This is a genomic window from Cryobacterium sp. M15, from assembly GCF_002929675.1.
In the GTDB taxonomy this organism is placed as follows: Bacteria; Actinomycetota; Actinomycetes; order Actinomycetales; family Microbacteriaceae; genus Cryobacterium; species Cryobacterium lyxosi.
Window position 1 is genome coordinate 183,172 of the sequence record NZ_PJJW01000039.1, and the last position, 23,176, is coordinate 206,347.

At 64.4% G+C, this 23,176-nt stretch carries 19 protein-coding genes and 1 tRNA gene; 12 read left to right on the forward strand and 8 right to left on the reverse strand.

The features are described 5' to 3' along the window. Window positions 1–92: 92 nt before the first annotated feature. From CXY83_RS12235 to CXY83_RS12245, 3 genes are all read right to left on the reverse strand, one after another. Window positions 93–1,610: a CYTH and CHAD domain-containing protein gene (locus tag CXY83_RS12235; protein WP_104197607.1), complete on the reverse strand. Its 1,518-nt coding sequence runs from the start codon at window positions 1,608–1,610 to the stop codon at window positions 93–95. Window positions 1,611–1,681: 71 nt separating this feature from the next. Further along, window positions 1,682–2,845 carry a globin domain-containing protein gene (locus CXY83_RS12240; RefSeq protein ID WP_104197608.1) on the reverse strand — a complete coding sequence of 388 codons (1,164 nt, stop codon included), beginning with the start codon at window positions 2,843–2,845 and terminating at the stop codon, window positions 1,682–1,684. Window positions 2,846–2,961: 116 nt separating this feature from the next. Then, the gene (locus CXY83_RS12245; protein WP_104197609.1) at window positions 2,962–3,405 is read right to left on the reverse strand and encodes an Rrf2 family transcriptional regulator; all 444 of its coding nucleotides are present in this window, start codon (window positions 3,403–3,405) and stop codon (window positions 2,962–2,964) included. Window positions 3,406–3,460: 55 nt separating this feature from the next. On the opposite strand from CXY83_RS12245, the gene CXY83_RS12250 reads away from it, so the two are divergent. Further along, the gene (locus tag CXY83_RS12250) at window positions 3,461–4,204 is read left to right on the forward strand and encodes a trimeric intracellular cation channel family protein (RefSeq protein WP_104197610.1); all 744 of its coding nucleotides are present in this window, start codon (window positions 3,461–3,463) and stop codon (window positions 4,202–4,204) included. A gap of 3 nt (window positions 4,205–4,207) precedes the next feature. Here CXY83_RS12250 and CXY83_RS12255 read toward each other — a convergent pair whose 3' ends face one another. After that, a complete protein-coding gene (locus tag CXY83_RS12255) occupies window positions 4,208–5,038 on the reverse strand; it encodes an inositol monophosphatase family protein (RefSeq protein ID WP_104197611.1) in 831 nt (276 codons plus the stop codon). A gap of 125 nt (window positions 5,039–5,163) precedes the next feature. Here CXY83_RS12255 and CXY83_RS12260 point away from each other — a divergent pair. Next, window positions 5,164–5,236, forward strand: a tRNA-Lys gene (locus CXY83_RS12260). A gap of 152 nt (window positions 5,237–5,388) precedes the next feature. Here the strand turns inward: CXY83_RS12260 and CXY83_RS12265 are convergent. Further along, a complete protein-coding gene (locus CXY83_RS12265; protein ID WP_104197612.1) occupies window positions 5,389–6,588 on the reverse strand; it encodes a TerC family protein in 1,200 nt (399 codons plus the stop codon). Window positions 6,589–6,906: 318 nt separating this feature from the next. Here CXY83_RS12265 and CXY83_RS12270 point away from each other — a divergent pair, with 318 nt between their 5' ends. Together CXY83_RS12270 and CXY83_RS12275 are read left to right on the forward strand one after the other, a co-directional pair. Next, on the forward strand, window positions 6,907–8,076 hold the full coding sequence (locus tag CXY83_RS12270; protein WP_104197613.1) for an enoyl-CoA hydratase/isomerase family protein: 1,170 nt from the start codon (window positions 6,907–6,909) through the stop codon (window positions 8,074–8,076). After that, window positions 8,073–8,894, forward strand: coding sequence for an enoyl-CoA hydratase (locus tag CXY83_RS12275; protein WP_104197614.1), 822 nt, complete (start codon window positions 8,073–8,075; stop codon window positions 8,892–8,894). The genes CXY83_RS12270 and CXY83_RS12275 overlap by 4 nt, the downstream gene beginning before the upstream one ends. 7 nt (window positions 8,895–8,901) lie before the next feature. Here the strand turns inward: CXY83_RS12275 and CXY83_RS12280 are convergent, their stop codons facing one another. After that, window positions 8,902–9,618 carry a response regulator gene (locus tag CXY83_RS12280; RefSeq protein ID WP_104197615.1) on the reverse strand — a complete coding sequence of 239 codons (717 nt, stop codon included), beginning with the start codon at window positions 9,616–9,618 and terminating at the stop codon, window positions 8,902–8,904. Further along, window positions 9,611–11,326: a sensor histidine kinase gene (locus tag CXY83_RS12285; RefSeq protein WP_104197616.1), complete on the reverse strand. Its 1,716-nt coding sequence runs from the start codon at window positions 11,324–11,326 to the stop codon at window positions 9,611–9,613. The genes CXY83_RS12280 and CXY83_RS12285 overlap by 8 nt, the downstream gene beginning before the upstream one ends. A gap of 136 nt (window positions 11,327–11,462) precedes the next feature. Here CXY83_RS12285 and CXY83_RS12290 point away from each other — a divergent pair, with 136 nt between their 5' ends. The 4 genes from CXY83_RS12290 to CXY83_RS12305 all read left to right on the forward strand — a co-directional run bounded on the left by CXY83_RS12290 (window position 11,463) and on the right by CXY83_RS12305 (window position 16,465). Beyond that, window positions 11,463–12,860 carry a cation:dicarboxylate symporter family transporter gene (locus CXY83_RS12290; protein ID WP_104197617.1) on the forward strand — a complete coding sequence of 466 codons (1,398 nt, stop codon included), beginning with the start codon at window positions 11,463–11,465 and terminating at the stop codon, window positions 12,858–12,860. Window positions 12,861–13,199: 339 nt separating this feature from the next. Continuing rightward, a complete protein-coding gene (locus CXY83_RS12295; protein WP_233200877.1) occupies window positions 13,200–14,522 on the forward strand; it encodes a glycine betaine/L-proline ABC transporter ATP-binding protein in 1,323 nt (440 codons plus the stop codon). Further along, a complete protein-coding gene (locus CXY83_RS12300; protein WP_104197618.1) occupies window positions 14,519–15,454 on the forward strand; it encodes a proline/glycine betaine ABC transporter permease in 936 nt (311 codons plus the stop codon). Before CXY83_RS12295 ends, CXY83_RS12300 begins: the two co-directional genes overlap by 4 nt. A 114-nt stretch (window positions 15,455–15,568) precedes the next feature. Next, window positions 15,569–16,465, forward strand: a complete 897-nt coding sequence (locus CXY83_RS12305) for a glycine betaine ABC transporter substrate-binding protein (RefSeq protein WP_104197619.1) — start codon at window positions 15,569–15,571, stop codon at window positions 16,463–16,465. A 181-nt stretch (window positions 16,466–16,646) separates the two neighbouring features. On the opposite strand, the gene CXY83_RS12310 is transcribed toward CXY83_RS12305, so the two are convergent. Further along, window positions 16,647–17,669, reverse strand: coding sequence for a LacI family DNA-binding transcriptional regulator (locus CXY83_RS12310; RefSeq protein WP_104197620.1), 1,023 nt, complete (start codon window positions 17,667–17,669; stop codon window positions 16,647–16,649). A 178-nt stretch (window positions 17,670–17,847) separates the two neighbouring features. Between CXY83_RS12310 and CXY83_RS12315 the strand changes: the two genes are divergently transcribed. From CXY83_RS12315 to CXY83_RS12330, 4 genes are all read left to right on the forward strand, one after another. Beyond that, window positions 17,848–19,884: a beta-galactosidase gene (locus tag CXY83_RS12315; protein WP_104197621.1), complete on the forward strand. Its 2,037-nt coding sequence runs from the start codon at window positions 17,848–17,850 to the stop codon at window positions 19,882–19,884. Further along, the gene (locus CXY83_RS12320) at window positions 19,881–20,840 is read left to right on the forward strand and encodes a carbohydrate ABC transporter permease (protein WP_104197622.1); all 960 of its coding nucleotides are present in this window, start codon (window positions 19,881–19,883) and stop codon (window positions 20,838–20,840) included. Before CXY83_RS12315 ends, CXY83_RS12320 begins: the two co-directional genes overlap by 4 nt. Next, window positions 20,837–21,754 (forward strand): carbohydrate ABC transporter permease, encoded by a 918-nt coding sequence (locus CXY83_RS12325; protein WP_369831160.1) that lies wholly within the window; start codon window positions 20,837–20,839, stop codon window positions 21,752–21,754. Before CXY83_RS12320 ends, CXY83_RS12325 begins: the two co-directional genes overlap by 4 nt. Window positions 21,755–21,840: 86 nt before the next feature. Next, entirely contained in the window at window positions 21,841–23,172 is a 1,332-nt protein-coding gene (locus CXY83_RS12330; protein ID WP_104197623.1) for an extracellular solute-binding protein, read from the forward strand. Window positions 23,173–23,176: the final 4 nt, after the last annotated feature.

Genomic DNA, 23,176 nt, shown 5'->3' on the forward strand with positions numbered 1-23,176 from the left:
CCTTAGCCACCAAAGCCGTGTCGCCCCCGGTTCATCACGCAGCGTCGCCCGGCGCGGCCCCCAGGTGTACGCGGCGCTCTGGAACTGAACGGTCAGGGGCGGTTTGTCCAGGCCTTCCAGAAGAGGGCCTCGGCATCGGCTGCTTTCTGCTGTTCCTGGGCGTGCAGGCGGCCATAGCTGAAGGTGTTCTCGCCGCGAAGGTAGGCGTCGACCCCGCCGCGGCGCAGCAGGCGCTCACGGGCGATGACGCTGTCGTGCTGGTCGCCGAGCATGGTCTGCAGTTTCTGGGCGAATCCGCTCACCCGCGCGGCACGCTTCGGGTTGAGCGGATGCGCCGTCTCGGCCGCGTAGCGCAGCCTCTTGGCGCGCTTGCGCACCTCGTGCAGGGCGAGGTCACGTTCTGGCCCCGGCACGGTCTTGGCTGCGCGGCGCACGGCGCGGCGCAGCCTCTTCCACTCCTTCGCGACCAGGGCGGGCGCGACCACGCGGGCATCCTGGTCGGCCGTAGCCGTGAACGGCGGCGTGGCGACGAGGGCATCGAGGGCGTCGAGCAACCGAAAGTATCGGTGGGTGTTGAGGGCGGTGACGAGCGTGTGCCCGGCGGTATCGGCATCCGTTTCAGAGCGCGTCTCGAGGCGCGCCCGAATCGGGCCGAGGAGCAGAACCGGGGGCTCGCGGTCGAGTAGGCCGGTGAGGCGGCGTTGCAGCACCTCTTCGTCGCGGGATCCGCCGAGCACGGCAGCGAGCCAGCCGAGTTCGGAGCGGAGGTGTTGAACGACGGTCGGGTCGACGAGGGATCGATAGGTGGCCAGCACCGAACGCAGCCGGCGCAAGGCGACGCGCATCGCGTGCACAGAGCCGGTCGCGTGCTGGCGAACCTGCGGGTCCTGCGCGCGAATGACGTCGATCTGCTCGCCCAGGCTGGCCACTAAGACGTTCCCGGCCGGTCCGGTGGGCGTTGGGCGCCGCTCATCCTGGGGCGGTTCCGCCGGCAATCGGTCGCCGAGGGTACGCGCTAGTTTCGACGCTTGCCGTGACACGAGGATGCCGGCGGCCGCGAGCACAGCCTGCCCCGCGTCGAGCATGTCTTCCGGCCCGTCGACAAGTTCGATCTCCCATTCGCGCCACGCCGCGCTGGCCGGTTGGTCGATCAGTCGATCGGCGCGCACCCGATCGTCGCACAGCACGGCGAGGGTTTCGCCGCCCGCACCGATCAGGGCATGCACGTCGCGGGTGGTGCGAAGGCGTGCAACGGGAACGAGCGGTGCGTCCCGCACGTAGACCCGCACGAGTTGCGCGAGCGACTCGGGTACGGCGTCCGCTTCGCCCTGCCCGTCCCCGCCGAGGGGTGCGTGAATCTCGCGGCGACGGCCAGCGGCCTCTGGCAGTTTCAGGTGCCATCCGGCGTCATCGCCGCCGGTACGCCGGCGCAGCGTGATGTGCGCGGCGCTGAGGACGAGATCGATCGTGTCGAAATAGACGGCCTCGAGATCGAAGGTCACCGGTTGCGCGATGGCCTGCACGCCGGGCAGGTCGTTCAGCCGCGGCAACGGGGTCAGCTCGTCGACGTCGAATTTGCGTTCTATCTCGATACCACCGTTAGCGTCCACGCCTCACCCTAGCGCGGGAGTGCCGGGTCTGGCCGAATCGTGCTGCGCCCGGCAGGCCGGGTGAGGCCGGATCAGGCGTTGGCAAGCCACAGGTCAGGGCCGAAGATCTCGTAGTGGATGCGATCGGCCGGCACGCCGGACTGCAGCGCCTGCGCGCGCAGGCTGCGCATGAACGGGAGCGGACCGCAGAGGTAGACCGAGGCATCCTCCGGGATCGTCACGTTCTCCAGTGACATGAAGCCCTCGTGGTGGCCCGCGCTCGGGATCTCCAGCCAGAGCTCGAGTTCGGCCGCCTCCAGTAGGGCGACGTCTTCGTTCATCTGGTCGCGCAGGGCCCAGCGTTCGAGGTTGCTCTCGGCGTGGAGTACGAGCACCTCACGCTTTGAGCCCGTGTCCACCAGGGAACGCAGGATGGAAGCGCTGGGCGTGCAGCCGATTCCGGCTGAGGCCAGGATCAGCGGGCCGGTGCCCGTATCGAGGGTGATATCGCCACACGGCACAGAGAGGATGAGCGTGTCGCCGACCTGCACGTCGCGGTGCAGCACGGGGGAGACCTCGCCGTCGGCGTCGAGCTTGGTGGTGAAGACTCGCGTTGTGGCCGTGCCGGCCGAGAGGGAGTACTGGCGCACTTGGCGGATGCCGTCGGGCATGGTGGCGGTGACACTGACGTACTGGCCGGGCAGGGCGGGCGTCACGGGGGTGTCGTCAGCCGGTTCGAGGGTGAACGTGACGGCGTCCGTTCCAGCCGCTTGCTTCTTCACGACGGTCCAGGGGGCGAGTGGCTTGTCGCTGGCAAGTCCGGCGTAGAGGCCCTTCTCCATCTTGATCAGCGCGTGGGCCATCAGCCAGTAGACCTCGGTCCAGGCGGCGGCGATTTCGGCCGTGATGACGTCGCTGAGTTCGTCGGCGATGCCCTCGAACAGGTACTTGTAGACGATGTCATACTGCTCGGGCTGAATATCGAGGGAGACGTGCTTGTGGGCGATGCGGGAGAGCATGGCCTCCGGAGTGATGTCGGGGTTTTGCACCATGTGAGTTGCGAAGACAGCGATGCTGCCGGCAAGGGCCTGCTGCTGCGTGCCGTTCTTCTGGTTCGAGCGGCTGAACAACCCGTCGAACAATTCGGGGTGAGCAGTGAGCATGCGCTTGTAGAAGTTTCTCGCGATCTGGGGCATCCGCTCGCCGACCAGCGGCAGGGTGGCTTCGATGAGGGGGAGGGACTGGGCCGAAAGCATGAATACTCCTTCTATATGACCGACTCCCGGTTGTGGGCGTCTCCTACAAAAGTAGCATTTGATATGCCAATTAAACGGATGGTTTCTACAAGTCGTAGAAAGAAGGGACTTTAGTCCTACCGCAGCAATCCGAGTTCGACCAAAACCGGCCCGGCAGGTTTTCCGTGCGGGAGGCTGGCGATGACGAGGTCATCCAGCTCGCGGTAGAAGGCATCCCGAGCCCGGCGGAGGGCGGCGCGCAGGCCGCATCCGCTCAATAAGGGGCAGGGTCCGTCGGGCGAGTCGCAGGCGGCGAGGTCGGTGCGCGTGTCGAGCTGGCGCAGGAGTGCCCCCACGGTGACCTCGCGGCCGAGTGGGCTGATGCGCACGCCGCCGCTCCGCCCTCGAATGGCCTCGACCAGGCCGAGCTCGCGCAGGCGCAACAGCGCCTTGGCCACGTGGTTATAGGGGGTGTCGACCTCGGCGGCGACCACTCGCGAGGTGAAGGTCACAGTCTCCGGCGCCGCGCAGAGCAGCATGACGACGCGCAGGCACACGTCCGAAAAAGCGTTGATCCTCATGCCTTAACTGTAGATGCGCCCGTCCCTTTCGCCGAGATGAGAGAGAATGGGGCAAGTGAACACTGAGTCGGAGACACTGTTTGAGGTAATCCGCTTCGTGGACCTGGCCGGTGTGCTCGCCAACGCCATTCTCGGCGGGGTCGCCGCGCGCACGGCCCGCCTCGACATCGTCGGTTTCGTGGTGCTGGCGATCATGAGCGGGCTCGGCGGCGGCATGATCCGCGACACCCTGCTGCAGCAGGGCAGCCCGGCGGCACTGCTCGACCCGGCCTATCTGATCTTTGCCATCCTCGGCGGGGTCATCGCCTTCTTCGTCACGTTCAACGGCCGGTGGACCCGACGGGTGCTGTTGCTGCTTGACGCGCTCGCCGTGGGGTGCTGGGCGGCGGTGGGTGTGCAGAAAGCGCTTGATGCCGGTCTCGGCTGGCTTCCGGCTATCCTGCTCGGTATGATCACCGCGGTCGGCGGCGGTATGGTGCGCGACATCATGCTGCTCAAGGTGCCGACGATCTTCGGCGGCAATACGCTCTATGCCACGAGTGCCCTGCTGGCGAGCGTCGAGATGGTGATTCTGAGCAAGCTCGGGTTCGTGGCGGTTGGTACCGGCGTGGCCATTCTCAGCGGCGCCGCGCTATCGCTGCTGGCCAAACGCTACGGCTGGATTCTGCCGACCGGCTACGCGCTGCGTATTCCGGGGCCGATTCTGCTTTTGAACCCCCGGGTCTGGCGCCAGCGTCGGCTCGACGCGCGCACAGCCCGCAACGGCATCTTCCCCGACGATCCGGGTGCGTCGGCCTGACCGTCACAGTGTCTGTGAGGGTGCCCGCTCCGGGTTCAGCACCGCGAGCGTCGCCGCGTGCAGCAGTGCATTGGTGGCCAGGGCGCTGCCGTGCCAGGGGCCGGGCTGGCCATCGACCGAGGTGAACGTGCCGCCGGCCTCCTGCACGATCGGCGCGAGCGCGGCCATATCGTAGGGCTGCAGGTCGAATTCCCCGGCCACGTCGAGGTGGCCCTCGGCGAGCAGCATGTACGACCACATGTCGCCGTAGGCGCGGGTGCGCCAGACTTGGCGGGACAGCGTGACGAGCTCGTCAAGGTGCCCGGCTTGATCCCACTGCTGCAGGCTGCCGTAGCTGATGGATGCCTCGGCGAGGGTCTCGATGCCGGAGACGCGCAGGCGGGTGGGTGCGGCATCCGCCTGCGTCGTGTCGATAGACCAGGCGCCGCTGCCCACTGCCGCCCACCAGCGTTTGCCGAGTGCAGGGGCGCTGACCACGCCGAGCACGGGAACGCCGTCGATGGCGAGGGCGATGAGGGTGGCCCAGATCGGGATACCACGGAGGAACCCGGCGGTGCCGTCGATGGGGTCGATGATCCACTGGCGGGTGGTGGACCCGGCGGTACCGAACTCTTCGCCGAGGATGCCGTCGTCGGGGCGGTGTTCGGCGAGCAGGTCGCGGATGGCGCGTTCGACCGCCTGGTCGGCATCCGTTACCGGTGTGCGGTCGGGTTTGGTCGTCACAACCAGGTCGAGCGCGGTGAAGCGGGCGCTGGAGATGGCGTCGGCGGCTTCGGCGAGGTCCAGCCCGAGCTGGAGGTCGTCGGAGAGGGCGTAGATTCGCGGTTCGGTCACCCTCCCAAGGATAGTAATTTCGTGAGCGGATGCCGGTCACCGCCCCTGTGCGATCTCGATTGGCATCGAGGCCTCTTGGAGTGTTAGGGTTACACGTTGCCGCGGGTCATTCCGCTGCCTCACACGCACCTCTAGCTCAATTGGCAGAGCAACTGACTCTTAATCAGTGGGTTCCCGGTTCAAGTCCGGGGGGGTGCACACGTTTCACGTAACGCCCGGTCAGATGTCAAATCTGACCGGGCGTTTTCTTGAATCCAGCTTGTTCGCCAGCGCTTCACCAGCGGTTTCGTTTACACGTTCGGCGTGCCGGGGTTGTAGTAGCCGACAGCGACCAGAACCCCGATGCTCGACTATTCGCGCGCTGCGCGCTGCACCGACGCGTCATGTTCGGTGTGTGCCGCATGGAGAAGTTCCATCAGTCCAGCCTTGTCTTTGGCCAACTTCTGATACTTCGGCCGGAGTGCGCGCAGGGATTCTTCCTCCTGAACCAGGGCCGAGTACACGCGGATGCGCTCGGTGTGGTCCTCGGTGTAGTCGAGGTCCAAATAGTTGATTGCGTGGCGTCGGGCGTTGGCGATAATGGTCTGCGCCCGGCCGGCCGGGCTGAGCAGCGACGCGAGCACCGTGACCACGAGCACACCGATGATGACGGTCAATGAGAGAGCTGTACTGATTTCGAACACCGGTACCGGTTCACCGCCGTTGATGAAGGGCAGGTTGTTCTCGTGCAGGGCATGGAGGATGAGCTTCACGCCAATAAAGGCGAGGATTGACGCAAGACCGAAGGAGAGGTAGATCAGTCGGTCCAGCAGCCCATCGAGCAGGAAGTACAGCTGTCGAAGGCCGAGAAGTGAGAACGCGGTCGCCGTGAACACGATGTAGACGTTCTGAGTCAGGCCGAAGATGGCGGGGATCGAATCGAGAGCGAACAATAGGTCGGTACCAGCGATCGCGACCATGACGAGGAGCATCGGGGTCAGCGCTCGTTTGCCCTCATACACGGTGAAGAGCTTGTCTCCGTCGTAGTCCGGACTGGTGTGAAAGATTTTGCGAGCGATTCGCACCATGAAGTTTTCAGACGATCGGGACTCTGAACTCTCCGGTTTGAGCATGTTGCCCGCGGTCATCAACAGGATGATGCCAAAGAAATAGAACACCCAGGCGAATGAATTGATCAGCGCTGCGCCCAGGAAGATGAATCCGGTACGGGCGATAAGCGAAAAAGTGATGCCGAACAGCAACACCTTTTGTTGGTCTTCGCGCGGGACTCGAAAACTCGTCATGATGATGAGAAAGACAAAGAGATTGTCGACCGACAGCGCTTTTTCGGTGATGTAGCCAGCGAAATACTCCGCACCCGGCGTGGCACCGCCCACGATGAGAACGCCCAGCCCGAAGATGATGGCAATCCCCACGTAAAGCGAGGACCAGATCGCAGCTTCCTTCAGAGTCGGAGCATGCGCCTTCCGTACGTGAAAGACGTAGTCGAAAGCAAGGAGCGCGACGATAGCCGCGATGGTCAAGATCCAAGCGAGGGGCGAAACATCCATTTTTGCTGCTTTCAGTCAATAACGGGCCGCATTCGGACGTTCAGGGAAGACGTTCTCTTCTCTAACGGTGGTAGAGAGACTACGTGAGCCGGTCGCTCAGGGCGACAGTTCGGGGAGGTCGTGTCGGGATTCATGCCGGGCATCATCGACCGTTTCTTGAAGGGGCCGTCTAACGGGCGATTCGCTTCCTGATTGTTCATAAGCGAAAGGACGGAGCCCGGCATCAGTTTCTCGAATGCTCGCAGACCAGAAAATTCACGTCGCTAGACTGGCTCACGTTCACCCCTACTCAACCGCATCGACGCGGAAAGGTCTTCTATGCCCCGCACGGATTCGATCAACAGCATCTCGGGCGAGAGCACGAGAGTAGAGCCGGGTGTCGGCGCGGTCGCACCCCCTGATGGCGACGGCGAAGTGCTGCTGCAGCGCGATGGATCGCTCGCCCGCATCATCCTGAACCGGCCACAGGCGCTCAACGCGCTGACGCACGGCATGATCCGCGCTATCGCCAAAGCCCTCACGGAGTGGGCCGACGATCCCGCTGTGCACACCGTTTTGCTTACCGGAAGCGGAGATCGTGCTCTCTGCGCCGGCGGCGACATCGTCTCGATCTACCGTGACGCCCGCACCGCTTTCGGCGATGACCCCCACGAGAACGATCGATTCTGGGCAGATGAGTACACGCTCAACGCGCAGATCAAGCGGTACCCCAAACCATTCGTCGCCCTGATGGACCGCATCGTGCTCGGCGGGGGAGTCGGGCTCTCCGGTCACGCATCCCACCGCGTCGTGACCGAACGCACCCGACTCGGTATGCCCGAGACCACCATCGGCTTCGTGCCCGACGTCGGCGGAAGCTACCTCTACTCGCGCATACCCGGTGAGCTCGGCACTCACCTCGCCCTCACCGCCGCGACCATGACCGGCGCCGATGCGATCACGCTTGGCCTCGCCGACAGCTTCGTCGACTCGGCTCAGCTCGATTGTCTAGTCGACGCCCTCAAACGGATGTCCGCTGCCGACGCCATCGCCGAGCACGCCGCGACGGTCGTGCCCCCTGGGCCGCTCCTGGGCGAGAGGCCTTGGATCGACGAGTGCTACGCCGGTGACGACCTGCCCGTGATTATCGACCGGCTGCAGAAATCATCCGTGGCGGCTGCCCGCGCAGCAGCCACCGCGATTCTGGCCAAGTCGCCGACCGCCGTCACGGTCACTCTGGAGTCGCTCCGCCGCGCGCGGAACCTCGGCACCCTTGAAGAGGTGCTCGAACAGGAATACCGGGTGTCCCTGCGCATGGTGGCCGGGCACGACGTGATCGAGGGCATTCGTGCGCAGGTCATCGACAAGGACCGCACTCCCCGGTGGCAGCCGAGCACCCTGGACGCTGTCAGTGACACTGACGTGCACGCCCACTTTGCGCCGCTAGGCGACCGCGAGCTGCGCTTGCCGCGCCCGCGCGACTTCGAACCGACACCGACCACCGAATGAAAGGCCACCACGTGAGCGATAGCACAACCACCACTGCACAATCGGATACCTACGACAACATCCTGCTCGAGCGCCACGGCCGCGTCGGCGTCATCACCCTGAACCGTCCGAAGGCGCTCAACGCCCTGGACTTCGCCACCATGCAGGACGTCGTCGGTGCCGCCACCCGGCTCGATGCCGACCCCGAGATCGGTGCGATCATCATCACCGGTTCGGAACGCGCCTTCGCAGCCGGCGCCGACATCAAGGAGATGTCGACGATGACCTATATGGATATGTATCTCGCGGACTGGTTTGCCGGCTGGGACCGACTCGCGGCCGTGCGCACGCCGGTTATCGCCGCCGTCTCCGGCCACGCCCTCGGCGGCGGTTGCGAATTGGCCCTGATCTGCGACTTCATCATCGCCTCCGACACGGCCACCTTCGGCCAGCCCGAGATCAAGCTCGGCGTCATCCCGGGCATGGGCGGGTCCCAGCGTCTCACCCGCGCAGTCGGCAAGGCCAAGGCGATGGAGATGATCCTCACCGGCCGCACCATCGGCGCGGTCGAAGCCGAACGCGCCGGCCTCGTCGCCCGCATCGTGCCGGTTGCCGACCTCATGACCGACGCACTCGCCACCGCCACCGACATCGCCGCGAAATCGGCGCCGATCGCCATGCTCGCCAAGGAGGTCGTCAACGCGGCATACGAGTCGCTGCTCAGCGGCGGCATCCACTTGGAACGTCGCCTGTTTCACTCGGTGTTCGCCACCGATGACCAGAGCGAGGGCATGGCCGCCTTCGTCGAGAAGCGGCCTGCGGTCTTCACGAACCGCTGAACGCCCGCTAACGACCCGGCTTCCAGCTGTACTCGTTCTCGGGCCGTCCCGGCGTGCCGTAACGGGGAGCGCGCAGCACCAGGCCGGAGTCAGCGAGATACTCCAGGTAGCGCCGTGCCGTCACGCGCGAGAGTCCGAGCGGCTCCATCAGCTCACTCGCCGACACGGGCCTGGCCTGCGCCTGCAGGTACCTGACCACCGGGTTCAGGGTCGATTCTGCCAGCCCCTTGGGCCGGGGAATGTCGGTCGGCGCGCGCAGGCTCGCAAAGGCGTGATCGACTGCCGACTGCGTCACGACGGATGCCTGCCCGTGCAGTTCCGAACGAAAGTCCCGGTAACTGGACAATTTCGCAGCGAAGGTCGAATAGGTGAACGGCTTGATCAGGTACTGCACGACGCCGGCTGCGATGGCTCCGCGCACGTTGTCAAGGTCGCGCACCGCGGTGATGGCGATAATGTCTGTGGCGAGGCCCGCTGAACGGATGCGCCGACTCACGTCGAGCCCGTGGCCGTCGGGCAGGTTCATGTCCATGAGTACAAGGTCGATCGGGGTTCCGGCCGAGGCAGCCGCTGCGACGTGACGAAACGCATCCTGTCCGGTGCTTGCCGTGCCGGCCAGCTCGAAGCCGGCCAATCGACCCACATAGACGGCATGAGCCTCGGCGGCGAGCCGCTCGTCTTCGACGACGAGCACGCGAATGACCGGGAGCGCGGCCTCAGCCATGATCGACCTCCATTCGGGTCAGGCCTAAACGCGTTTCGGCCGGAATCGTCACGGTGAAGACGGCGCCCTCGCGCCGCCCGATGGTGAGCGTGCCGCCGAGGCGGGTCACCGCCTGCCGCACTAGAGCCAGTCCGAGACCACGGCCGCCGCTCGATCGGCTCGGCGCCGTGATGCCTGTTTCGTGACCGCCTGCAGCCGGGAGGTCCGCTTGCGTGAGGCCGGAATCTTTGGTGCTGAAACCGAGTCGAAGCACATCGTCGATAATGTCGGGACTCACGCCATCGCCGCTGTCGGCGACCTCGATCACGACGGCCTGCTCGGTAGATGACACCGTGACAGAGACGCGACGAGGGTCCGGGCCGGCGGCCGCCGCGTCGAGAGCATTGTCGACCAGGTTGCCGAGCACGGTCACCAGGTCCTGAATCGACAGCCCGGACCGGGTGAGGGTGCCGGATGCCGTGACGGTCAGGGCGATTCCCAACTCATTGGCCTGCGCCGATTTGCCCATGATCAGGGCGCTGATCACCGGTTCGTCCACCGAACCGACCATCTCATCGGCGAGCTGCTGGCTCAACTCGAGATCTTTTGTGGCGAATTCGAGGGCCTGATCGGTGCGGCCGAGCTCCATCAGGGAGACGATCGTGTGCAATCGATTGGAATGCTCGTGGGTCTGCGCCCGCAGCGCGTCCGAGAGTGTGCGCATCGACTGCAACTCGCTGCCGAGGTTTTGCAGGTCGGTGTGGTCGCGAATCGTCGCCACGAATCCCATCGGGGTTGCCCGGGGCCCAGTCGCCGAGGTTGATGAGGCTATGGCGGGTTCCTGGCTGACCACGAGCACCCGTGTGCCGGTGACATGAATCTCATCGAGCGCGGTGCGGCCGCTGCGCAGCAACTCGCCGAGGCTCGGCGGCAGACTCAATTCGGTAAGGGTTGGCGGCCGCTCGTCGCTGCCCGCAGCCGGTCGCGGCGGAATGCCGAGCAGGCGCGCGGCCTGATCGTTGTACAGAACGAGATCGCCGCGCAGGTCGACCAGCACAAGCCCCTCACGCACCGAGTGCAGTACCGAATCGTAATAGACGAAGAGTTGCGCGAGACGCTCCGGTCCCCAGCCCAGGGTCACCCGGCGCAGATAGCGCCCGATCAGCCAGGTCACCACCGAACCCGAGGCGAGCAGCCCGAGAGCCAGACCGAGCACAGAGGGCAACCGGGCGTTCACGGCGATCGTGATGTTGCTCGTGGTGGTGCCCACCGCGACGAGCGAGCGCACGGTGCCGTCGGCATCCGTTACCGGCACCACGGCACGAACGGATGGCCCGAGCGTTCCCGTACTGATTTCGGTGAAGGAGGTTCCGGACAGAGCCGGCTCGATGGCGCCGATGTATTTCTTGCCGATCTCGGTGTCGGTGGGGTGCGTCCAGCGGGTGCGGTTTGGAGCCATGATCGTGATGAAATCGAGCCCCGCGTCGGCGCTCAGCTCGAGCGCGTATGGCTGAAGCGATTCGCTCGGATCGGCCGACTCGCTGGCCGCGAGCACGAGCGGACTGTCGGCGATGGCGGTGGCGACCGCGAGCATCCGGTTGCCCGTCTCGATATAGCCGCGGTCACGCGCGTCGACGAAGAAGGCCGTTCCGACGAAGACCGTGAGCACAACGATGAACAGTGCGTGCGCGAAAAAGAGCCGCCGGGCGATGCTCCATTCCTTACGCACTGCCTGCCTCTTTCGTGAGCTCGTGAACAATATGACCGTAACCGTGCGCGAGTGCGCTGTATCGGCCAGTGTGGAACGAATTGCACCGACCGGAGCCCGTGCTGGGCCAGGTTAAGCCTAGACATAGGAGTCTGACATGGCATCGACGCCATCAACCCGAACCAAACTTAACAAATCCGGTAAGCCTAAGAAGAGAATCGACTCGTCCCACTACCTCTACATGGCCGTCATCATCGCGGTTATTCTGGGCATCGTCGTCGGCTTGGTCTGGGGCGGACCGGAGGGTTTCGCGGTCTCGCTCAAGCCGCTCGGAGATCTGTTCATCGCCCTGATCAAGATGATGATCGCTCCGATCATCTTCTGCACGATCATTCTCGGCATCGGCTCGATCGCCAAGGCTGCCACCGTCGGCAAGATCGGTGGCCTGGCCCTCGGCTACTTTCTGATCATGTCCACCTTTGCACTCGGAATCGGCCTGGTCGTTGGCAACATGATTCACCCGGGTGAGGGCATCGACTTGACGGATGCCACCTACGAGGCGACCGAATCGGCCGACACCAAGTCGTTCCTGCTCGGGATCGTGCCCGCCACCCTGTTCTCGTCGCTAACCAGCGGCAACATTCTGCAGACGCTGCTCGTGGCACTTATCGCCGGCTTCGCGCTGCAGCGCATGGGCCCGGCCGGTAAACCGATTCTCGAGGGAATCGCACACGTGCAGGCCCTGGTCTTCCGCATTCTGATCATGGTCATGTGGCTTGCCCCGATCGGTGCGTTCGGTGCGATCGCCGCGGTCGTCGGTGCCACCGGCATCCAAGCCGTGATCAGCTTGTTCACGCTCATGGTCGCTTTCTACATCACCTGCATCATCTTCATCGTGGTCATCCTGGGCGGCCTGCTCAAACTGGTCACGGGTGTGAACCTGTTCAAGCTCATGCGCTACCTCGGCCGGGAATACCTGCTGATCGTGTCGACCTCGTCGTCCGAAGCCGCGCTGCCGCGACTGATCGCCAAGATGGAACACCTTGGCGTCTCCAAGCCCGTCGTCGGTGTCACCGTGCCCACCGGTTACTCGTTCAACCTCGACGGCACCGCGATCTACCTCACCATGGCGTCGCTGTTCATCGCCAACGCACTCGGCCAGCCCCTCGCCCTCGGCGAGCAGATCGGGCTGCTCGCCTTCATGATCATCGCGAGCAAGGGCGCCGCCGGAGTCTCCGGCGCCGGCCTCGCCACCCTCGCCGCTGGCCTGCAGGCCCACGCCCCGCAACTCGTCGGCGGTGTCGGCTTCATCGTTGGCATCGACCGCTTCATGTCTGAAGCTCGCGCGCTGACCAACTTCACCGGCAATGCCGTGGCAACGGTCATGATCGGTTCCTGGACCAAGGAACTCGACCGGGTGCAGCTTGACCGAGTGCTCGACAAGCTCGAACCGTTCGACGAGCGCACCATGCTCACGCACGGTCACGTGAGCGCGGCGGAGAGCCAGCGCACCACCGAGCAGGCCGCGCAGTCCAAGGTTTTGGAACGCGCTTAAGCATAAATCGCGAGTGTTCGACTCGCGCTAGGGGTGTCGTCCGGAGAAGTCCTCCCGGGCGACACCTCTCTTTTATGCAATCTTTCGGCCGACCGAAAAGTCGGTCTGTTAGGCTCATGCACGGTCTTACAACCCTTCACCAGGACGCGCACGCGTAGCCACCATTTGAGATGGAACGGTCGCATGCGTATGGTGAGGCGCCGACGGACGTGATCCCATGATCGCTCCAGCCCACGCTGATTTTCGCGTCCGGGCCGCTCAGTGCCTACCCGTCCGACACGAAAGCACAGCGCTGCGTAGACCGTGAGATCGGCTACGGGGGCGTGCACCGGAGAACGCGTGACCGACAGTATTCCTCGTCCAGAATCCATAGCCGTCAAAGCAGATCGCCTTTACAAAGCCTTCGGGCGCCGCCCGCACGAAATCGTCAAGAAGCTCAAAGCCGGAAAGAGCCGCGCAGAAATCTCGTCTCTCGGCGTGGCCGCCGTCATCGACGCTTCATTCGAGGTTAGAACAGGCGAAATCTTCGTCGTCATGGGCCTGTCCGGGTCGGGTAAGTCGACCCTCATTCGCATGCTCAACGGCCTGTGGGAGACCACCTCCGGCGCCGTCACCGTCGGTGGCACCGACATCACGCGCGTGTCCGCCAAGGAACTGCGCGACGTGCGCCGCAAGAACATCTCCATGGTGTTCCAACATTTCGCCCTGCTGCCGCACCGTACCGTCATCGACAACGTCGCCTACGGCCTTGAAATCCAGGGTATGGGCCGCATGGAACGCCTCGCGAAGGCCCAGACCATCATCGATCTAGTCGGCCTCGCCGGCTGGGCCGACAACCTGCCCTCCGAGTTGTCCGGTGGAATGCAGCAGCGGGTCGGCCTCGGCCGAGCCCTCGCCGCCGACACCGACGTGCTGCTCATGGACGAAGCCTTCTCGGCCCTCGACCCGCTCATTCGCCGCGAAATGCAGGAGCAACTCATCGAGCTGCAGGCCGCCCTCGGCAAGACGATCATTTTCATCACCCACGACCTGAACGAGGCCATGTTTCTCGGCGATCGTATCGCCGTCATGCGCGATGGTCGCATCGTGCAGATCGGCACGCCCGAGGAGATCCTCACCGACCCGGCCAACGACTACGTCGCCCAGTTCGTGCAGGATGTCGACCGGGCGCGAGTTCTCACCGCCGCGAGCGTGATGGAACCGGTGCGTTCGGTCATCACGAAGACCGCGGGCCCGCGAGCGGCGCTGCGGACCATGCGCGACCTGCAGACATCCGTCACTTTTGTGCTCAACCGCGACCGCAGCTTCGCCGGTATCGTGCGCGACCGCGATGTATTGAAAATGGTCAAAGCCGGCGAGACCGATCTGCGCGGCATCATTCGTGATGACGCTAGAGCGGTGCTGCCCGAAACCGCCCTGGTCGACCTGGTCGAACCCTCGGTCGAGAGCGAATTACCGATCGCCGTCGTCGATGAGAAGAACCGCCTGCTCGGCGTGATTCCTCGCGTGACCCTGCTCGCCGCCATCGGGAACGTCAATACCAACACTGGCGCCCTGCCCATCGTCATGCCGCCGGCCACGATCTCGGTCAGCCAGATCACCGAAATTCTCGGAGAAACCGTTGATGATGCACAGATCGATGCCGAAGGAGTACACGCATGAACGACTTTCGCATTCCTCTCGGCTCATGGGTCGAGTCCTTCGTCGACTTCATCACCGACACCTTCGGCTTCATCTTCGACGTCGTTCGCGCGGGTTTCGACGGCGCGTACGAGGGCGTCGAATTCTTGCTCGGAGCACCACCGTTCTGGGCGATCATGCTCGTGCTGGGCGTCCTCGCTCTCGGCATCCGTGGTTGGAAGTTCGCCGTGGGCACCGTTGTCGGACTGCTCGTCATTCTCGGAGTCGACCAGTGGGACAACGCAATGGACACCCTCGCCCTCGTGCTCGTAGCGAGTGTGTTGGCCATTGTGATCAGCGTTCCGCTCGGTATCCTGGCGGCCAAGTCGACGCTCGCGTCGAACATCATTCGCCCGGTGCTCGACTTCATGCAGACCATGCCCGCGTTCGTTTACCTGATCCCGGCGCTCATTCTGTTTCGGATCGGCGTGGTACCCGGAATCGTCGCGACGATCATCTTCGCGATGGCCCCCGGAGTACGCCTGACCGAGCTCGGCATCCGCAGTGTTGATCAGGAAGTCGTCGAGGCAGGACAGGCCTTCGGTGCTTCCCCGTGGCGCATCCTGCGTCAGATTCAGCTGCCACTGGCCACCCCGAGCATCATGGCCGGCATCAACCAGGTCATCATGCTCTCGCTCTCCATGGTCGTCATCTCCGGCTTGGTCGGAGCAGGCGGACTCGGAGCGCAGGTCATCGCGAGCCTCAACCGAATCGACATTGCGCTCGGCTTCGAAGCTGGCCTGGCCGTGGTGATCCTCGCAATCTTCCTCGACCGCATCACGGCGTCGCTCGGCAGTTCCGATTCGGGTGGCCTCTTCGGCAGCATCCGTCGCCTTCTGCGGTCGCGCCGGGTAACGGATGCCGCGGCGTCCGTTCCCGACACGAATCTGGCCCCGCAGCCTGCTCGCGTCTAACGCGAGCCCAACGGATCTACGGCTGCATCCGCAACCGTTCACAGTATGGCTCCCGCCATATGCACCACGAGTCAACCCCAGTCACCCACAGCAGGTGGCACGAAAGGAAGACCTATGAAGAACCGTTCTAAATCCATCCTTGCCTTCGGAGCAGTCAGCATGCTTGCCCTCGCCGGCTGCGCTGCATCGGAAGAGTCCGAAACCGTCGGAAACGGCAACGACGACAACAAGAACATGTCGATCGCCGTGTTTAACGGCTGGGACGAAGGTATCGCGGCTTCCCACCTGTGGAAGGCCATCCTCGACGGCAAGGGCTACAACGTCGAGCTCGAATACGCAGATGTCGCACCGGTCTATCTCGGCTTGTCCGAGGGCGATTATGACCTCAGCATGGACGTCTGGCTGCCGGTCACCCACGCCGAGTACCTCGACGAGTACGGCGACAAGATCGTCGACCTCGGAGCCTGGAACGAGGAGTCTCGCAACGCGATCGCCGTCAACGCGGATGCCCCGATCGACTCGCTCGAGGAACTCGCGGCCAACGCCGACCTGTTCGGCAACCGCATCGTCGGCATCGAGCCCGGCGCCGGCTTGACCCTCGCGACCACGGACAACGTTATTCCGGGCTACGGCCTCGAAGACATGGAATACCTCACCTCGTCGACGGCGGCCATGCTGACCGAATTACAGACGGCCACCGACAACGGCGAGAACATCGTCGTCACCCTGTGGGAACCGCACTGGGCCTATGGTGTGTTCCCGCTCAAGAACCTCGAGGACCCGCAGGGCGCCCTCGGTGGTGTCGAGAGCATCCACTCTTACGCCAAGAGTGACTTCAAGACCGAGTTCCCGACGGCGGCCGGCTGGGTTGAGAACTTCGAGATGGACCTGGACATGCTTTACTCGCTCGAGAACGCCATGTTCGTCGACTACGACGGCCAGGACTACGCCCCGATCGTCGCCCAGTGGATGGAAGACAATCAAGAGTACGTGGACGGCCTCACCAGCTAGTCACGCTTTCTGCACGACGAACGGCCCGCGTCCTCCTTATATGCGGGCCGTTGCGTTGTGCTGTGCGCGGCGCAGGAGAACCTGCCAATGGATAGCGAGTGTTGCTACGTCGTCGTCGTGACCACCGGTACAGCCGAAGCGGTGTACGCCATGCCGGGCGTGGAATCTCCGGCTTTACCGATCAAGCCGAGTCGCGCCAGATGATTGGGGTCTCGAGCAGGATGCCGTCGGCCGGTTGCTCTTCACCGCGCAGCTGGCCGAGCACGCACTCGGCTGCTCGCTCGCCCAGGCCGAAGGCTGGCTGGTGCACGGTCGACAGGTGTGGCTGGGTGCGCAGCGCCCAGGAACTGTCGTCAAATCCGACGATACCGACGTCACCGGGCACGCTGCGACCGGCCTGGCGGAGCGCTTCGAGGGCTCCGGCAGCCACGGCGTCAGAAGCCGCGAACACCCCGTCAATCAGTGGGTCGCGTTCGAGCAGTGCGCGCATGCCCTGCACCCCATCGGTAAAGGTGTAAAGCGGTACGCGGGCAACGAGAGCAGGGTCGAAACGGTCGCCCAGGGCATCCGTAAAGCCAGCCAGGCGGTCCGCGCCGGAATCGCGATCGAGTGCGGCGGCAACCATGCCGATGTGCTGGCGTCCGGTTTGCATGAGGCGTTCGGTGATCGCGCGCGCCGATGCCCGGTTGTCGATTCCGACGAACGGCAGAGGGCTCTGCTCTGGCGGATGTCCAACGAAAGCGGCCGGAAGGCGCAGCTTCTCGATGACTCGGGTGATGGGGTCTTCTTGGCGGGCGGAGACGATGATGACCCCGTCGACGAAACCACCGCTGAGGTAGCGGGCGACGCGGTCGGTGTCGCGCTGGGAGTCGATGACGAGGCTGACCATCTGGTAATCCGAGCGGGAGAGCACGGTGTTGGCCCCGAGCAGGATGCCGCCGATGTTGGGGTCATCCAGAAATAGCGAGTGTGGCTCGTGCACGATGAAGCCGACCGCTTCCGAGCGCTGCATGACCAGGCTGCGCGCGGCGTTGTTCGGTACATAGCCGACCTTCTCGATGGCGGCTTCGATGGCGGTCCGGGATGAAGCCGAGACGTAGGGCTCGTTGTTCACGACCCGGCTGACCGTGCCGCGGGACACGCCGGCCTCCACAGCGACATCGTGGATCGTCGCGCGTTTGCGTCGAGACGGGATTGTCACCATTTGATAACCATAACGCTCCCGAACGAACGCCGCGCTTGACAGGACCGGCGGGACGTACCTAATCTGTGTACGTTCACAGAAAACCCAATGGTGAGTTTTCCTCCCGACTCTGTGCGCGTTCACAGAGTCGTCAGCACGGTGTCGCCAACATGGCGTGCACACCACGGTCAGGGAGCACATGAATTCGCGAACAGCCTCGTCGAACGGTTCGGCTCCGGTGACCTCATTCGTTCACGAGGGGTTCGCCTACGGCTGCGATTACAACCCGCAGCAGTGGGATCCGGGCGTCTGGATCGAAGACGTGCGCCTCATGCACGAGGCTGGCGTCGACCTGGTGGCCATCAACATCTTCGGCTGGTGCGACATCGAGCCGTACCCCGGGGAGTATGACTTCGACACCCTCGATACGATCATCGAGCTCCTGCACAGCAACGGCATTCGGGTCAACCTCGGTACCGGAACCTCGTCGCCTCCGCCGTGGTTGACCACGCTGCACCCCGAGATCCTCCCGGTGAGTGATGACGGCACCACACGATTCCCAGGCGGGCGGCAGGCTTGGTGCCCGAGTTCGGCCGTGTTCCGCGAGCACGCGCTCGCCCTGGTGGAGAAGGTCGCCAAACGTTACGGCCACCACCCGGCCATCGCCCTCTGGCATGTGTCCAACGAACTAGGCTGCCACAACGCGCTGTGCTACTGCGATGACACCGCGGCTGCGTTCCGCCTCTGGCTGCAGGCGCGCTACGGCACGATCGACGCTCTCAACGCAGCCTGGGGTACCTCGTTCTGGAGCCAGCGCTACGGCCAGTGGTCCGAGATCCTCACCCCGCGGCTCACGCGCTCCAGCCGGAACCCCGGCCAGGTGCTTGACTTCCACCGGTTCAGTTCGGCCGAGCTGCTCGACTACTACCGCCGCGAGACCGCGGTGCTGCGCCGCCACAGCAACGTGGCCGTGACCACCAATTTCATGGTCACGGCGCACATCCGCAACCTCGACTACTGGTCCTGGGCCGGCGACATGGACATCATCGCCAACGATCACTACCTCGACCACCGCCTCGCCGACCCGGCCATCGAACTCGCCTTCGCCGCCGACCTCACCCGTGGGCTCGCCCAGGGGGAGCCCTGGCTGCTCATGGAACAGGCCACCGGCGCCGTCAACTGGCAGCCGCACAACCTGGCTAAGGCAGCAGGCGAGATGACCCGCAACTCCCTCGCCCACGTTGCCCGTGGCGCCGATGGTATCTGCTTCTTCCAATGGCGCGCCTCCCTGCAGGGGTCGGAAAAGTTCCACTCCGCCCTGGTGCCCCACGCCGGCACCGACACCGTGCTCTGGCGCGAGGTCGTGGCCCTGGGGGCGACCCTTGATCGTCTCGCCGAGGTCGCCGGCAGCCGGGTCGTCGCGGATGCCGCGATCATCTTCAGCTGGGAAGCCTGGTGGGCCGGCGACGGAGAATCCCGTCCCTCCCACGCGGTGCGCTATCTCGACCAGGTGCACGCCGCCTACACGGCTCTGCACCAACTCGGCGTCACGGTCGACATCGTCTCGCCAGACGCCGACCTCTCCGCTTACCGCCTCGTCGTCGCCCCGTGCCTCTACCTGGTCTCTGACGCGCAGGCCCAAAACCTGGGTTCCTATGTCGCCGCCGGCGGCCACGCCCTGATCACTTTTTTCAGCGGCATCGTCGACGAAGACGACCGGGTGCGCACCGGTGGCTACCCCGGCGCGTTCCGCGAGATCCTCGGCATCACGGTGGAAGAATTTGCCCCGCTGCTGCCCGGCCACGTTCTGACCCTCGACTCCGGCGCGTGCGCGAGCCTCTGGAGCGAACGCCTGCGGGTCGACACCGCCGAGGTGATGGCGCGCTATGTTGACGGGCCGCTGCCCGGCATCCCTGCCATCACCCGCAACGGGCACGGAGACGGCACCGCCTGGTATGTTGCGACCGCGCTGGAGGCCGGTGCCCTGAGGGACCTCGTGCGCACGATTGCCGAGGAGGCACGCGTCACCGCGGTTGGCCCGGAGAGCGCGGGAACCATCGAGGTCGTTCGCCGAGTGAACTCCACCGGCAGCTACCTGTTCATCATCAATCACGGTCACGGCGACGTTGAGCTTCCGGCCTCCGGCCACGAACTCGTCACCGACGCACCCGTCGGTCGAATCGTGCACGTGCCGGCCGGAGCCGTCCGCGTGATCAGAGAGGACCCCGCATCATGAGCGCACCTGTCGTTCCTTTGACGGAAACCCCGGGCAGCGCCGCCCGGAAGCCCCGTGCCACCCAGCCCGCCAAGGCCGCCGGAGCGAAGCCCCGCGTGCAGCACAAAGGAGCGATCCTCGCGTTCGTGCTCCCGTTCGGCGCGCTGTTCGCCCTGTTCTACCTGGTGCCGATCGGCTATGCGATCTACCAGTCACTGCTCGTGATCGAGCGTGAGGGCACCTTCGGCCAGGCCACCCAGGTCTTCGGCGGACTTACCCAGTACATGCTGGTCTTCCAGAACGGGCCGTTCTGGGCGTCGATTGGCCGGGTGCTCGCCTTCGGCGCCGTGCAGGTGCCGATCATGCTCGGACTCGCGCTGCTGTTCGCCCTGCTGCTGGACTCGCCGCTCGTGCGCGGCAAGAAGTTCTTTCGGCTGGCTTTCTTCGTTCCCTACGCGGTGCCCGGCGTCATCGCCGCGATCATGTGGGGCTACCTCTACTCACCCAACCTGTCACCGTTCAGTGCCGTCACCGAGAACATCAACTTTCTCTCGGCGGACCTCGTGCTCTGGGCCATTGCGAACGTCGTCACCTGGGTATTCGTGGGCTACAACATGCTCATCATCTACTCGGCGCTGCTGGCAATCCCGGCTGAACTCTACGAAGCCGCCCGCCTCGACGGCGCCGGCCAGCTCCGCATCGCCTGGTCGGTGAAGATCCCGCTGATCATGCCGGCCATCATCCTGACCGCGATCTTCTCGATCATCGGCACCCTGCAACTGCTGGCCGAACCCCAGGTATTCCGCAGCTTCAGCTCGGCCGTCACCAGCACGTTCACCCCGAACCTGACGGTCTACTCCACCTCATCTATCCCAAACTTCAACCTGGCCGCGGCGTTCTCAGTAGTGCTGGCCCTTGCGACGTTCATCCTGTCGTTCACATTCCTGAAGTTCACCCAACGGAAGGAAGCCAAGTGAGCACCCTGAGCACCACCACTGACGGCAAGCCGGCACGCGGCATCCGTTCCCTGGAGGGTAAGACGCCGCGCGCGCAGCGCGAGAGCCCGTTCGCCCGGGTCAGCGCCATGGTCGTCATGGGCGTGTTCACGCTCTACTTTCTGGTTCCGATCTGGTGGCTGCTGGTCGCGGCCTCGAAGAACCGCTCCCAGTTCAACAGCACGAACCCGCTCTGGTTCGCCGACTTCTCCCTGTTCGAGAACATGGCAAACCTGGTGGCCTACCGTGACGGCGTCTACCTCAAGTGGATGCTCAACAGCGCGCTATACGCCGGTGGCGGCGCCCTCGTGGGTACGCTCATCGCCGGTATGTGCGGGTACGCCCTGGCCAAATACAATTTTCCGGGCCGTGAACTGATCTTCAACGTCGTGCTCGGCGGGGTTCTCGTGCCCGCGACGGCGCTGGCGTTGCCGCTGTTCCTGATCTTCAGCCAGATCAGCCTGACGAACACGTTCTGGTCGGTGTTCCTGCCCAGCCTGGTCAGCCCGTTCGGGGTCTACCTCGCCCGCATCTACGCTTCGGCCAGCGTGCCCGACGAACTGATCGAGGCCGCCCGCCTCGACGGCGCCGGCGAATTGCGTACCTTTTTCACCGTCTCGGTGCGGATGATGGTGCCCGCCCTGGTCACGGTCTTCCTCTTCCAGTTCGTCGCCATCTGGAACAACTTCTTCCTGCCGCTGATCATGCTGCGCGACGAAACCCTGTTCCCGGTCACGCTCGGCCTCTACGCCTGGAACTCGCAGGTCAACCAGATCCCCGTGCTGCGCGACTACGTGCTGATCGGCGCGCTGCTGTCGATCATCCCGCTGATCATCATCTTCCTGCTGCTCCAGCGCTTTTGGCGCAGCGGCCTCAGCGCCGGTTCCGTGAAATAACCACCCCGGCCAGACCACCCCAGCCACACCACCCCGGCCGGATATTCCAGTCGGCTCGTTCCCTCCACCAAGAGAAAAGAAGGACAATGCGTATCACGAAGAGAGCAGTCACCGTCGCTTTGCTCACCGCAGCCACGGTCGTGCTGGCCGGCTGCGCGTCAGGCTCGACCACACAGGACGGCGGCGACGCCGCAGCCTGTGCACCCTCGGACGGCAAGGTCGACCTGACTTTTACGACCTGGATACCGGGGATCGAGGAAGTCGTCAAGATCTGGAACGATGAAAACCCCGACATTCAGGTGAAGGTGCAGACCGGCCCGAACGGAAACGGTGGCACCTACCAGAACTTTTTCAACCAGCTCAAGGCCGGCAACGCGCCCGACCTCGGCCAGATCGAATACGACGCCCTCCCCAACTTCCGCGTGCAGGACGGCCTGACCAACCTCGCTTCCTGCGCGGGTGTACTCGCCGCCCAGGACGACTTCGTGGACTGGACCTGGGGTCAAGTCAACTTCGGCGAAGCGGACGCCGTCTATGCGGTCCCGCAGGATGCCGGCCCCATGGCGATGTTCTACCGCGCCGATCTCTTCGCGGCCAACAACATTGCGATCCCCACCACGTGGGAAGAGTTCGCCGTTGCAGCGGAGGCCGTGCGCGCCACCGGCGGGTACATCACCAACTTCTCGCAGAGCGACATCAACCAGTTTGCCGGATTCGTCTGGCAGGCCGGCGGAACCTGGTTCGAGAACGACGGTGACAACTGGACCATCGACCTGACCAGCCCGGAGTCGGTCAAGGTTGCCGACTACTGGCAGGACCTGATCGACCGCGATCTCGTTTCGACCAACCCGCCGTGGACCGATGAGTGGAATAACGCCTACAACACCGGATCCAACTGGACCTGGAACTCGGCGGCCTGGGGTGCGAACTCCATCGCCAGCGGTGCTCCAGACACCGCCGGCAACTGGTCCGTCGCACTCTCCCCGCAATGGGCCGATGGCGAGAGCGCCGCTGGTAACTGGGGTGGCTCGTCCACCGCGGTGTTCAAAGGCTCCGAGCACCCCTACGAGGCTGCACAGTTCGCGCTCTGGCTGAACACCTCTGATGAGGCGCTCACGATGCTGAACAAATCGGCCAACCTATACCCGGCCGCCAAGAGTGGCCTGGAACTGCCGGTTTTGAAGGAAGGCGTCGAATTCTATGGCGGCCAGGCCATCTACGATGTGTTCGCCGAGGCGTCCGCCCAGGTATCGCCCGACTTCATCTGGGGCCCGACCATGACGCAGGTCTATAACGACACCTCCGACGGTTTCAAGGGTGCAGTCACCGGCAACGGCACGCTGGTGAGTGCTCTCACGAGCGCCCAGCAGAGCACGATCGACGCCCTCCAGGCACAGTCGATCCCGGTCAACAAGTAGCATC

Excerpts from the sequence above, each read along its gene's own strand:
- CXY83_RS12240 (WP_104197608.1), bottom strand. The coding sequence starts at position 2,845 with ATGCTTTCGGCCCAGTCCCTCCCCCTCATCGAAGCCACCCTGCCGCTG.
- CXY83_RS12245 (WP_104197609.1), bottom strand. The coding sequence starts at position 3,405 with ATGAGGATCAACGCTTTTTCGGACGTGTGCCTGCGCGTCGTCATGCTG.
- CXY83_RS12265 (WP_104197612.1), bottom strand. The coding sequence starts at position 6,588 with ATGGATGTTTCGCCCCTCGCTTGGATCTTGACCATCGCGGCTATCGTC.
- CXY83_RS12270 (WP_104197613.1), top strand. The coding sequence starts at position 6,907 with ATGCCCCGCACGGATTCGATCAACAGCATCTCGGGCGAGAGCACGAGA.
- CXY83_RS12275 (WP_104197614.1), top strand. The coding sequence starts at position 8,073 with ATGAAAGGCCACCACGTGAGCGATAGCACAACCACCACTGCACAATCG.
- CXY83_RS12280 (WP_104197615.1), bottom strand. The coding sequence starts at position 9,618 with ATGGCTGAGGCCGCGCTCCCGGTCATTCGCGTGCTCGTCGTCGAAGAC.
- CXY83_RS12290 (WP_104197617.1), top strand. The coding sequence starts at position 11,463 with ATGGCATCGACGCCATCAACCCGAACCAAACTTAACAAATCCGGTAAG.
- CXY83_RS12300 (WP_104197618.1), top strand. The coding sequence starts at position 14,519 with ATGAACGACTTTCGCATTCCTCTCGGCTCATGGGTCGAGTCCTTCGTC.
- CXY83_RS12305 (WP_104197619.1), top strand. The coding sequence starts at position 15,569 with ATGAAGAACCGTTCTAAATCCATCCTTGCCTTCGGAGCAGTCAGCATG.
- CXY83_RS12310 (WP_104197620.1), bottom strand. The coding sequence starts at position 17,669 with ATGGTGACAATCCCGTCTCGACGCAAACGCGCGACGATCCACGATGTC.
- CXY83_RS12315 (WP_104197621.1), top strand. The coding sequence starts at position 17,848 with ATGAATTCGCGAACAGCCTCGTCGAACGGTTCGGCTCCGGTGACCTCA.
- CXY83_RS12320 (WP_104197622.1), top strand. The coding sequence starts at position 19,881 with ATGAGCGCACCTGTCGTTCCTTTGACGGAAACCCCGGGCAGCGCCGCC.
- CXY83_RS12330 (WP_104197623.1), top strand. The coding sequence starts at position 21,841 with ATGCGTATCACGAAGAGAGCAGTCACCGTCGCTTTGCTCACCGCAGCC.